General features: G+C 58.6%; 9 protein-coding genes. 4 read left to right on the top strand and 5 right to left on the bottom strand.

All coding sequences use genetic code 11. From position 1 onward, the window contains the following. Nucleotides 1-65: 65 nt before the first annotated feature. Complete coding sequence (gene typA / locus HPY55_05600) at nt 66-1,946, bottom strand: translational GTPase TypA (protein NPV70104.1); 1,881 nt, start codon at nt 1,944-1,946, stop codon at nt 66-68. 249 nt (nt 1,947-2,195) lie between these two features. Then, entirely contained in the window at nt 2,196-3,092 is an 897-nt protein-coding gene (locus HPY55_05595) for a DUF4846 domain-containing protein (GenBank protein ID NPV70103.1), read from the bottom strand. 324 nt (nt 3,093-3,416) lie between these two features. Here HPY55_05595 and HPY55_05590 point away from each other — a divergent pair, with 324 nt between their 5' ends. After that, nucleotides 3,417-4,688, top strand: a complete 1,272-nt coding sequence (locus tag HPY55_05590) for an S-layer homology domain-containing protein (protein NPV70102.1) — start codon at nt 3,417-3,419, stop codon at nt 4,686-4,688. Between the two features lie 380 nt (nt 4,689-5,068). Here the strand turns inward: HPY55_05590 and HPY55_05585 are convergent, their stop codons facing one another. Next, on the bottom strand, nt 5,069-5,428 hold the full coding sequence (locus tag HPY55_05585) for a cupin domain-containing protein (protein NPV70101.1): 360 nt from the start codon (nt 5,426-5,428) through the stop codon (nt 5,069-5,071). Nucleotides 5,429-6,359: 931 nt separating this feature from the next. Here HPY55_05585 and HPY55_05580 point away from each other — a divergent pair. After that, nucleotides 6,360-7,739 (top strand): TrpB-like pyridoxal phosphate-dependent enzyme, encoded by a 1,380-nt coding sequence (locus HPY55_05580; GenBank protein ID NPV70100.1) that lies wholly within the window; start codon nt 6,360-6,362, stop codon nt 7,737-7,739. After that, on the top strand, nt 7,736-8,017 hold the full coding sequence (locus HPY55_05575; protein ID NPV70099.1) for a hypothetical protein: 282 nt from the start codon (nt 7,736-7,738) through the stop codon (nt 8,015-8,017). The genes HPY55_05580 and HPY55_05575 overlap by 4 nt, the downstream gene beginning before the upstream one ends. A gap of 144 nt (nt 8,018-8,161) precedes the next feature. Here HPY55_05575 and HPY55_05570 read toward each other — a convergent pair whose 3' ends face one another. Together HPY55_05570 and HPY55_05565 are read right to left on the bottom strand one after the other, a co-directional pair. After that, nucleotides 8,162-9,400 (bottom strand): radical SAM protein, encoded by a 1,239-nt coding sequence (locus HPY55_05570; GenBank protein NPV70098.1) that lies wholly within the window; start codon nt 9,398-9,400, stop codon nt 8,162-8,164. A 322-nt stretch (nt 9,401-9,722) separates the two neighbouring features. Next, nucleotides 9,723-10,409: a cysteine hydrolase gene (locus tag HPY55_05565; protein ID NPV70097.1), complete on the bottom strand. Its 687-nt coding sequence runs from the start codon at nt 10,407-10,409 to the stop codon at nt 9,723-9,725. A 273-nt stretch (nt 10,410-10,682) separates the two neighbouring features. Here HPY55_05565 and HPY55_05560 point away from each other — a divergent pair, with 273 nt between their 5' ends. Next, nucleotides 10,683-11,720, top strand: a complete 1,038-nt coding sequence (locus HPY55_05560) for a sugar-binding transcriptional regulator (protein NPV70096.1) — start codon at nt 10,683-10,685, stop codon at nt 11,718-11,720. Nucleotides 11,721-11,739 lie beyond the last annotated feature (19 nt).

Below are 11,739 nucleotides of genomic sequence, written 5' to 3'. Positions count from 1 at the left end.
CAGTGTGTGACGCCCGTCTACGTCAACGGCAGCCGGTCCGGAGAGCCGTCGCCCAGTAGATTTGGTTAGTCCGTTTCCGGCTCCTCGACAACAGTGCCCCGCTGGCGGTACCTCTCATGCCTGTCCAGGGTCACCTTCCGCAGGCGTATGGCCTTCGGCGTCACCTCCACCAGCTCGTCGTCACCGATCCACTCCAGTGACTCCTCGAGACTGAGCCGGCGCGGCGGCGTCAGGTGCAACGTGATATCGCTCACGCTGGACCTCACGTTGGTCAGGTGCTTTTTCTTGCACACGTTTATGTCGAGATCACGTGGCCTACAGTGCTCACCAACCACCTGTCCGGCGTAGACCTCCTCGCCGGGGCCCAAGAATAGTGTCCCCCGCTCCTGGGCGTTGTGCAGCGCGTACGTGGTCGTAACGCCCGTTTCCCAGGCGATCATTGAGCCCTGCCTCCGCGTGTCAATTGCCCCTCTGTGCGGCCTGTATCCATCGAAGGAGTACGTCATCACGCCGGTACCCCTCGTTGCGGTGAGAAACGCGGGCCTGAATCCCATCAGGCCGCGGGTCGGGATCGAGAAATCCAGCCGGACCCTACCCTGGCCGGAACCCCTCATATCGACCATCTCGCCCTTTCTGGGCCCCGCCTCCTCCATCACAGCGCCGACGTACTCTTCGGGTACATCGACGGAGAGGTACTCGAACGGTTCGAGCGTCTGCCCCTTATCCTCGCGGAAAATGACCTTCGGCTTCGAGACCGCCATTTCGTACCCTTCCCTGCGCATTGTCTCCATGAGTATGGACAAATGGAGCTCGCCGCGCCCGCTCACCAGGAACGCGTCGGCGCTGCCCATGTCCTGTACCTTCAGGCTGACGTCCTTCTCGGACTCGCGGTACAGCCTGTCCCTCAGGTGGCGCGAGGTAACGAATGCTCCATCGCGGCCCGCGAACGGGCTATCGTTCACCAGGAATGTCATCATGACTGTCGGCTCGTCGACCCGGATGGGGGGGAGGGGGTCCGGATAGTCCGGATCGGCCACCGTTTCCCCGATCGCCACATCATCCAGCCCCGCAACCGCCACGATGTCGCCCGCAACGGCCTCGTCGATCTCCAGGCGCTTGAGGCCGTGATAGATGTGGATGGAAGCGATCTGAGCCTTGACCCTGGAGCCGTCGAGGCGACAGACGGCAACCCCCTGACCCCTCTTGAGCGTACCGCGGGTGATTCGGCCAATGGCGATCCGGCCGAGGTAATCATCGCGGGTCAGGGTACTCACCATCATCTGGAGTTGGCCGCCAGCTGCCACCTTCGGAGCGGGGATGGAGCGGAGGATCTCGTCGAGGACGGGCCGGATGCCTTCTTCCAGCGCTGGCGTCCCACCGGTCCTGGCGAGGCCCGAGTACGCCGCCGCAAGATCCGGGTCGAGCGTAGCGATGCCCCTACGCGCGTCAGTGTAGACAACGGGGAAGTCTATCTGCTCTTCACCGGCTCCCAGCGATATGAACAGGTCCAGGACCTTGTCCACCACTTCGGCGGGCCGGGCGTCGACGCGGTCTATCTTGTTGACCACGAGGATAATCTTCAGCCTGTGATCCAGGGCTTTATTCAGAACGAAGCGGGTCTGGGGCATCGGCCCCTCACCGGCGTCCACCACGAGTAGCGCGCCGTCGACCATGCTGAGGATTCGCTCGACCTCCCCGCCGAAGTCAGCGTGCCCCGGCGTGTCTACGATGTTTACCTTCACTCCACCGTAGGACAGGGAGGTATTCTTCGCCAGTATGGTGATGCCGCGCTCCCTCTCCAGCTCGTTGGAGTCCAGGAGTCGCTCCGCGACCTGCTGGTTCGTGCGAAAGACGCCTGACTGCTTCAAGAGCGCGTCGACCAGCGTAGTCTTGCCGTGGTCAACGTGCGCGATGATGGCCACATTCCTGATGGACTGTGCGGTCATATCCGCTTGGTTTTCCAATTCAGTGCCTGGTCCGGTGTTGGGGAGCATTTGCGGATTCACCTCATTAATGGGCGAAACAACAGTTCCTAGTATTACTCCAACTAAGGCTGTGTGTAAACCCCTTTCGGCCAGGAGGCCACAACCGGCGGCAAGTCCCTCTCAGGCGTGGAAAGAACAGCCTGTTCCCCGGGGCTCGAGATGAATGGCTTGGTGAGGATTCTCAAGCACAGTAGAGAGTCCTGGCTTCTCTCAGTCGAACCTTCTCAGATCCCTGTTTGTGAAAGTCCACTCGGGAGTGTGCAGCGTCTCGCCGAAGTCCAATTCATACCACGGGCTCAGGTCTTCGTTCGACGGGTTCCTGAGGATCTGTATGTCCTGTGCCGGCATGTAGCTCTGTGCAATCATGAATAGCCTCTTGCCGGGGGTCGTTGTCTCGGCCATATCTACCACGATTAACGCGTGCCCCTGGTCTACGAACACGTCCCCGATCCGCATTTGGGACACAGGCACTGGTTTCATCTGCTTTGCCAGGGAGACTGTGTTGGCATAGGCGAACACCACGTCCAGATACCTTCGGAAGTCCTGGTAGGTATTGGACGCTCCCGTCCTCTTGACCCAGGAACTGCGGTTGCCCTCCACGACAACCCTGTACCCGTCCATCCATTTGCTGTAGTCGGCACTGAAGCCGTTGGCGAAGTTGAAATGGATTTGGTCGTATCTCTTGTGCTTGTACAGATACTCCGCTCTCAATCTCATCACCGCGTCAGCGCACTGCTGGAGATCCCTGTCGCCGACGTCCACGGCCACGACCGCCTCATAGACGTCGTGTGCCTTCACTCGTCCGTCGTAGTACTGGACCTTCGTGCCGTCCGGCTTCAGCGGCAGGTCTCTCAGGAACTTCCCGAACGAGCCTGCCGCGACGGGGGAGCGTTCAAACCCCTCGGGTGTCCGGAACCTTTCCTTGACAGTCCTGCCGGTGGGGTTCACCAGTCTGTTCTTCGGGGTCCCACTCGTCGAGGCTGGGCCGGGGAGTACCTCGCTGCTCGGTACGCTGGCGGATTGCCCCGGTGAGGAAGGGTTTGGGGCGCCGGGCGATCGCTCCCGAGCGTTCTGAGCACCTGGCGCGCACGAGACTGCGAACGCCATTGCCGACAGCAATAGCGTTGACAGTATTGCTCTAACCAGGCGTCCCGGCAGACATCGCAGTCCTTGCGGCATAGGCATCCCCCTCACTGAAGGGTAGGCGTGTATTCGTACGGCTGACAGCAAACCGGCAGCACATTGTCCTTGGTGAAGGAGTCCTGATGAAGGCGCTGAACCCATCACGAAAGACGCCGGTTATCGCCAAGAAGTTCCGCTTGAGCCTATCGGTTCGACGAGGTGCCTCGACGACTCCTATGTTGAGGCTCGAGAACCTCTCACATGTAGTCATGTAGTCCGGTGGGATCTGCAGATCTGGGGGTGTGATTGTTGAGACTGGGGAAAGGACTGAGCGTTGTACTATGCACCATGCTGCTCTTGAGTGTTAGCGCCTTTTCGGTCCTCGCCAATGGCAGTGACTCTCGCGAGCTACACGTAGCCGTAGTCGCTGAAGCCCTGAGTAGCCCGGTCCAGGTGCCAGCCGACAGCCCGGTTGTCGTGACTGAATTACCGCAAAAGGAGAAGCACTGGGTATATGATGAGCTGGCGGAATTCAAGCAAAGGATAGTTGCCATAGCGGGGACGGACAGCCAGTATGACGGCATCAGTGAGCATGATAAGAGTATCATACGAAACTACATATTGAACGAAGAGTACCTGGACCAGCCGATCAAGGCCGAGTACTGGGCCGTCTTGTTGAACGCCGTCCTGAAGCTGCCCGCTGACAGCAAGGAACGACTGCTGGACATGTATGTGCATGACCTGGCGACCGGAGACGAAATCGCCCGTGAGGACGCGGTGGGTGGCATGGTGAAACTGCTATCGCTCCAATACCTCAGGGGGTACAGCACCGCAGAAGAGCTGGAACCCGCAAAGGCGCTGAAGGATCTGCAAGCTGTAAGCGACCGCCAGAACGCACTTGTACGCACAGCCTACAGTGCGGGATTGGTAGACTCAAGGACAGTTGAGTACTTCAGGCCCAAGGAAAGGCTTACAGTGGCAGAGGCCATTTCTATGGTTTACCGTGTTGTCACGAAGTACAACGTCACCTATAGCAGTACCGGAGAGCGCGACAAACAAGAGCCGGCCGTACCTGTCCGTGTTGGGTGGGTTGATGCCGAACTGCAGCGATACCGGGAGAGGTTGCAGAGGAAGCTCGTGGCGCTCAAGACTGCCGAATCCATTCTGACGGATGGAAGAGTTGGAAATGACGAGAGATTGAACGCGGCTGTGAGCGTGGAACAGTGGAGTGAAGTGTTAAGGTCGACCCTTGGAATAAGCGATCAGAAAGTCGTACACTCGTACACTTTCGGCCTGGTTCAGGGCGACACCGTACCTCGTGATGTGGCGGTCGCCGGCCTGGTCAAGTTGCTTCATTATACGGGGATGGTCAGGGGAAGGGATGCGTCGGAACGGGAGAGGCTCGCCGCGGCGGTTGCATTCGGTGACTACAGTCAGGCATTCGACACGAGTAAGCTGGCCATCGCATATAGCGAGGGGCTGGTCAGAGGATACCCTGACCACACATTCCGCCCCAAGCAGGCGCTTACCAAGGGTGAAGCATTGATACTGATGCTCAGTGTCATTGAGAGGTGTATGTGAAGAGGGGGCGATGTTGCAGGAGAATCAGCCTTGCCAGGATAGCCTGCTTTTCGCCCTTCCACTTTCACCGCATATTCGGGGCCATGGTGGGTGAGACCCTGTACCAGTTCATTCAGAGAGTCAGTAGGGAATCTCAGGCAGGCGAGGGCTGACCCGCTGGCGGCGACCGCCGGCCCCGCCTGTGCAGTGGCAAGGAGGGGATTAGTGTAGTCGAGGAAATCGGGATCATAACGCTTAACGCTGAAAACATCGCAAGCGAACACATCTGCTGTGCCATAGGACACAGAAGACTAGATCGGGAGGTTCTTGACGCACGAAATAGTGAACGAAGCTAAACTGCAAAAGCTACTGTCCAGCGTAGCCAAGGACTCGAGCGGTTCCTAGACTCGGTCCACGTGCTCGACTGTTCTTTCGTTCTTAACGTTGCCGGTGTTGAGGGTGGATTTCGGCTCAATTAGCATCACCCATACCTCGTCATCGGCGACGGGCAAGTGCTCAACGCCTTTGGGGACAATCAGGAACTCCCCTTCTTGCAGGTTGAATTCCCCGTCTTTCAGGCGGATCACCAGTTCTCCTTTAACGACGAAGAACAGTTCGTCTTCATTGTCGTGGTGATGCCAAATGAACTCACCCTTTAGCTTGGCCAGCTTAACGTAAGAGTCGTTCAACTCACCGGCGATCCTGGGTTTCCAGTAGTCTGCGAATAGCCCAAACTTCTGGGCCATGTTCACCTTTTCCATCCCTGGCCCTCCTTGGAGCAAACAAGTTTGAGGAGACCTGCGACCTGTACTCTGAGTTGGTTGATGACGAAACGATCCCGGTAGCAGCCCGACTTTTCAGGGACCGCTGCCTCGGAATACCGGCCGCCCCTCACAGAGAGGAGTTCACGCCCCGGGTGGATTTGCCTTGCTGTGGGCGCGATCCCTAAGCGCCCGGCCGGAAGGTGTCGCGGGGGCCAACTTGCCGAAATGTGCGTGGGAACAACACTGTCGCGGCGGTTCTGTCGGCAGGGCCACATTGCCGGCGTCTATCTGTAGGCAGAACCCACACCTGCGGCATCCATCTGTAGGTAGGGACCACCCTTGCGGTTGGTTCGTCGGCCAAGACAACGCATGCGGGGCAGACTTGTAGGCAGAGTCTACGCTTTCGGGAGCGCCCGCCGGACTCCGCGTGCCCCCTTTGACACATTCTCAGTCCGCTCACAGGGTGACAATATCACTGTCCGACCACAATAGAGCCGACCGATCCTTGACGGACGGTCTACATGCGTGATAGGATATCGCCAACTTGATACAGGCACAGGTAATGATCAGGACTAGTAGGCGCAACACCGCCGGAAAAGCGAGCCGGGGACAGTGCGAGCCCGACGCCGGGAGGAGCGACTGAATGGACCTGTGAACCGCGGGCCCGAAAGTGCGGAGTAGGACCTGCCGGAGATCCGCCGATAAAGGGAGAGGGTATAAGGGCACTCGTTGCCCCGTACCTGAAGCGAGCGAGGCCTGGAGGACCCGTGCAGAGCAGCGGGATTCCAGGACTAAGCGGGGTGGCACCGCGGTCAACCCGTCCCCTATGGGACGGGTTATTTGTTTTGGTGTGCTGTGGGGCCACTGCCAAGCCATCGGCCAGTCTTCGGGGTGCTGTAATCAGGGCACTCGAAAGGAGCGAGACAAGATGCGAGACGCGACGACCAAGTTCATTCTCAAAGAAGAACAGATGGCCACGGCATGGTATAACATCGTACCGGACCTGCCATTCCAGCTCGATCCGCCACTGCATCCTGCGACTCTCAAACCCATCGGTCCGCAAGACCTGGCCCCGCTGTTTCCGATGGCTCTCATCGAACAAGAGGTTTCCTCAAGTCGCTCGGTCGACATCCCCGGCGAGATCCTGGACGTTTACAGACTGTGGAGGCCTACGCCCCTCTTCCGCGCGAGGCGACTCGAAGCCGCTCTGGGCACGCCTGCCAGGATCTACTACAAGTACGAGGGCGTGAGCCCGGCGGGCAGTCACAAGCCGAACACATCTGTTGCCCAGGCCTATTACAACAAACTTGAAGGGACGAGGCGACTGTCCACAGAGACAGGGGCGGGGCAGTGGGGGTCCGCGCTTGCGATGGCGTGTTCCTTGTTCGGGCTCGATTGCTCGGTATACATGGTGCGAGTGAGTTACGAACAGAAGCCCTACAGGCGTTCGCTCATGCAGGTCTATGGCGCGGAAGTAACGCCGAGTCCGAGTGACAAGACGCAATCTGGCCGCTCAATACTCGCCAAGGATCCGGATTCGCCCGGAAGCCTGGGTATCGCGATCAGCGAGGCAGTGGAGGACGCGGCGACACACGACGACACCAAGTACTCGCTGGGGAGCGTTCTGAACCACGTGCTGCTGCACCAGACTGTCATAGGCCTGGAGGCCCAGCAGCAAATGGCCATGGCGGGGGATGAACCCGATTTCGTCGTTGGATGCTGCGGCGGCGGCAGCAACTTCGCCGGGCTCTCGTTCCCGTTCCTCAAACCTGTGCTCGAATGTATGCGGACTGGGGGAACACTCAACGGGCCCAGGTTCATCGCGGTCGAGCCCGCTGCGTGTCCGACCCTCACCCGCGGCGTGTATGCGTACGACTTCGGTGATACCGCCGGCGTGGCCCCGGTGGCCAAGATGTATACGCTGGGCCACGCTTTCGTGCCGGCCGGGATCCATGCAGGGGGCTTGCGTTACCACGGTGAGTCGCCGTTGGTGAGCGCGCTATACCATCACGGGCTGATCGAAGCGAGGGCCGTCAAACAGATTCCCGTGTTCGAAGCCGCCACCACGTTCGCCCGTACTGAAGGGATACTGCCGGCCCCGGAATCCGCACACGCAATACGAACGGCGATCGATCTGGCGCTGGAGGCCAGAGAAACCGGCAAGGAGCCTGCGATTCTATTCGGGCTGAGTGGCCACGGGCACTTCGACCTGGCTGCCTACGAGGCCTACGCTGCAGGTAGACTGCAGGACTACGAGCATCCCCAGGATGAGATAGACAGGGCGTTGGCGGACCTGCCGAAGGTATGAAGGGAGCTGTCTGCCCCAAGATGGCTGGATATGAGGCCGTTCCTCAAGTAGTCGGCACCGTCCACTACGCATTCGCCCTGGTTGAGTCGGCGGCGCTCAGGGCACACGAGCAGGTAGACGAACGCCATCTTGCTGACTTGGCCGAGGAGATAGAGCGCGACGGCGTTCTACGCCGGCCGGTGGTCGTTGACCGGGCTTCCTCGCGTCACGAATGGTCGTACCCGCTGGACGAGCGGCCCGTGTCGCTTGCGCTGCTGAGGGGAGCCAGTCGCCTGTAGTTCTCAGGAGGCGGGCGTTTCGCTTATCCCGAGCCCGAGCGCCGGTAAGAGAGTAGAAAGGGGTTGCCGGCCATTCCCTGGACCGGCAACCCCACCGGTTTGCGGTCATCGCTGTGAATTCCGGATACCGACAATACGACTGCCCTAAAACAAGGTCACGGCTTCGGGCCACGGGTCCTGGAGACAGGCGCTCCACACCTTGTCAATGTACTGGTGGGTGTAGTGCTGCTCCAAGAGGTGAAAGCAGTATGCACCAAGTGAACTAAGAGCGTAGCCATCAGATGTTTTCTCCAGCAGCCCGAGCCTGTCTGCTAACCAGAGTTCAAACCCATAGTACCTGGATAGTTCCTCTCCAAAGAGATCGCGGAAGCGGTCAGACGAGATCCGCAGGTTGTAAGCATTCCAGAAAAGCCAGTAAGAGTACCGGGCTGTCCTGGTAAAGTCCAGCCTGAGAGCGGTTGGGGCAAGAGCGTCCCTGACCGACTTGACGTATTCATCCACAGAAAACACGTTTGCGGTGAACGTCGTCCTGGACAGAGACACTGCACTCGGCCCATATCCGATGAATGCGTCACGCGTTACCGACGAGTACTGCCTGGTTCCCCTTTTTCGAAACGTCCAGACGGATAGCCGTTCAAACCCTACTCTTGCTGCGGCATTGCACAGGCAATCGAGCATGCGTTTCTTGTGAAAGCGTGATAGCGGCTTGTGCTGGTTCTCCGCGCAGGAGAAATCGATGAAGGGATATGCAGACACCTGGGTTGCTCCGCAGTCTACCGCTGTCTCGAAGTCCCTGCGGAGGCTGGATTCCGTCTGGCCTGGTATTCCAAAGATCAGATCGACATCTACTGCCTCGAAACCATTGTCCTGTAGCATATGGACCTTGCGTTGCCCGTCTACCTCATGGCGCCCCAGTCTTCCGAGCAACTCGTCGCTGAAGGACTGAATGCCTATGCTCACCATGTTGAAACCAGCAGCCCTAATGATGGGCAATGTCTCGGGACGGACGTCGTCTGGATGAAGCTCCAGTCCCGCGGCAGGCACCTGGTAGTGACGTTTGAGTGCCTCAACGACAGTGATGAGGTCTTTGCCCAACAAAGCAGGGCTTCCCCCACCGAAGTACAAGCTCTCAGCTCGAGTTACCGTGTTGGGGCTGTTCATCTCAATTTCGGAGAGAAGCGCTTCGACGAAGTCTTTGCGCAGGCGGGCATCATACTTTTCTTTGTAATATGGGCAAAACGGACACAGCACCTTGCAGAATGGCACGTGCACGTAGACACCAAACTCAGGCATGTCAAACGGATACCTGACGTTTCTGGCCCGTTTCAACTCAAATGGCCGTATGGACCTGGTCATCAAGAGCCTCAACATCGATGTGAGCAAATCGCTTCTCCCTGCAGCCCGCGCTATAAAGCTTGGCGCTTCTACGAAATCCCTGTCGGTCCGGCCTCACGCCTCGCCCGGAGTTCGCCGGCGTGACCCAGGTCAGCGCGTTGTACTATATTTTGCGTATGTACAAGCCGTCTCCCGGTATCTGTGCCGAAGTGGCAAGCTCTGATCGGCAGCTGCCATGCTGGTCTCAACTCCGAAGGGAACCACTGGCGGCTGCTTATGTCGATACCCACCCCGGGGAATTTCTCAACTGCCACGTTCATCTGGGCATAAAAGACCTGGTCAAGGGGATTACAAGCGCGCCCTACGCCCACTATTGTACGGTCTGTACCAGCTCGACACCGTTACCCGCCATTATCATGAAAGCAACGGTATTCATCAACCGCGCATTGTGCGCTCCCAGGTCAAACGTTTCAACCGTATCCATTGGTACGATTATCCTTGCCCCGACGTTTTTCATATTGTAGTAAGCCTTTGCAGTGCTTGCGAACTGTTCCACGCAAATATCCGTGCAGTCTCCCACTACAATCATGTTGGTGATCTGCGCATTTGCCTCCAGCCACTCCTGGAATTCTTTTTCCAGGAAGCCGCTAGTGGAATTCTTGAGAAAGAGCCTGTATCCACCGATGGCTTTCAGTTCATCCACCAATTCGCTCTCTTCGGTGCCCACGCCACAGTGTTCGGGATAGGTTTTGTATTCGGGAGAGTTTTTTGGGTGGCTGTCCGCAAAGCATATCACCTGGATACCATGCTCTTTGCAGAGCCTCATTACCCTTTCCACTTCCGAGACAAGAGCTTTTATCCTCGGGCTGAACAGGTTTCCCTTTACGCAGAAGCCCTTCACTACATCCACGATTACCAGCACCGTGTTTTCGGGTTTCAGTTCCCTGATATTGAGTGCGGGCTTGCTCTGCAACACGTCGAGAATTTCGGCGAGAGCCGCTATGCTGTCGGCAAAGAAACCCTCTCTCTGTTCTATCGTAATGGTATCCACATACATCCCTCCTGCCCCCCGGGTTGTTTGACGTTTGCTCGGTCATCACCTGCATCACGCTCCGGGCACGTTACGCCACAGCCACCCGTGCGAACATTTGTTGTAGAAGATGGGCGCAATGTTCAAGTAAGTTCTCCGGCCTCGCCCGTGATTGTGCCTCAAAGCGGTGCCCCAGGGCGCTCTCGCACTCTGATCAGGTATCTCGAAGTGGAGAGTGCGTGTCGTAGGAGGACTTCCGAGGGGTCTCGTCGAATACCATTTGATGAGGAGGATAAACAAATGTTCAACATGCGGCGGGATAGCGAACAGGCAGGCCGGGCTACCACCACCCTGCGGGATGACGGGGGCGACGATGGGAACCTCTTGCTCCGCGCGGCGTGGGCTTACTACGAGGAAGGGTTGACCCAGCAGGAAGTGGCGGACCGACTCGGAGTGTCACGCCTGAAAATCACGCGCCTCCTGAAAGAAGCGCGTGACACTGGAGTCGTCGAGATCCGGGTTGTCCATCCGCTCGCCCCGTGTGTCCGCCTGGAGGAGCAACTCAGGGCGCGGTTCGGATTGAAGGCTGCCTCAGTGGTGCCCTCGCCCTCCAATCCCGCTATGTTGAAGCGGGTTCTCGGCAAGGCTGGCGCGGCTTACCTCCAGTCCGTCCTCGGCCCAGGGGACCGGCTCGGTGTCACCTGGGGCACCACTCTCTCCGAGGTGGTGTTCTTTATAAGGCCAAGGCAGATTAAGGACTTCTCGGTGATACAGATGACCGGAGGTCTCACTCAGGGGATAGCGGATATCAATCCGTACGAAATCACTTATAAGATCGCGGAGATTCTCGGGGGCAAAAGGCATTTCCTGTATGCACCCGTGTACGTTGATAGTGAGAACACGTGCAGGGCGCTACTCGGTGACACATTCATCGCCGAGGTGATGAAGCGCGCCCGCGGCGCCACCCATGTCCTGACGGGCCTTGGCGACATTGGACCGCAGTCAACGTTCTACCAGATCGGATATGTAGACGAGGCTACCGTGTCCCGGCTACGGGACGAGGGCGCTGTGGGGGACCTCATGGGACGCCACTTCGACATCGACGGCAGGCCGGTCGGTGGGTTGCAGGGGCGCACGGTGGCAATAAGCCTTGACGAACTCCGCGCAATCCCTCACGTGATCGCTGTGGCAGGCGGGGCAACAAAGGTGCTGACGGTCCTGGGGGCGTTGAGGGGGCGGTTGATAAACGTCCTGGTGACCGACGAGTTCACGGCACGCGGCGTGTTGCAGGAGGACAACCGGCTCGAGCGTGAAAGGGGGGCGGTAGCGGGCAGGTAGGGAACAGATGGGCGTGGAG

Source organism: Bacillota bacterium (assembly GCA_013178305.1).
GTDB lineage: Bacteria > Bacillota > Sulfobacillia > JABLXB01 > JABLXB01 > JABLXB01.
Note: the sequence above shows the minus strand (reverse complement) of the source record. Positions and strands in the feature narration are given on the sequence as shown.

Excerpts from the sequence above, each read along its gene's own strand:
- typA (NPV70104.1), bottom strand. The coding sequence starts at position 1,946 with ATGACCGCACAGTCCATCAGGAATGTGGCCATCATCGCGCACGTTGAC.
- HPY55_05595 (NPV70103.1), bottom strand. The coding sequence starts at position 3,092 with ATGGCGTTCGCAGTCTCGTGCGCGCCAGGTGCTCAGAACGCTCGGGAG.
- HPY55_05585 (NPV70101.1), bottom strand. The coding sequence starts at position 5,428 with ATGGAAAAGGTGAACATGGCCCAGAAGTTTGGGCTATTCGCAGACTAC.
- HPY55_05580 (NPV70100.1), top strand. The coding sequence starts at position 6,360 with ATGCGAGACGCGACGACCAAGTTCATTCTCAAAGAAGAACAGATGGCC.
- HPY55_05575 (NPV70099.1), top strand. The coding sequence starts at position 7,736 with ATGAAGGGAGCTGTCTGCCCCAAGATGGCTGGATATGAGGCCGTTCCT.
- HPY55_05565 (NPV70097.1), bottom strand. The coding sequence starts at position 10,409 with ATGTATGTGGATACCATTACGATAGAACAGAGAGAGGGTTTCTTTGCC.
- HPY55_05560 (NPV70096.1), top strand. The coding sequence starts at position 10,683 with ATGTTCAACATGCGGCGGGATAGCGAACAGGCAGGCCGGGCTACCACC.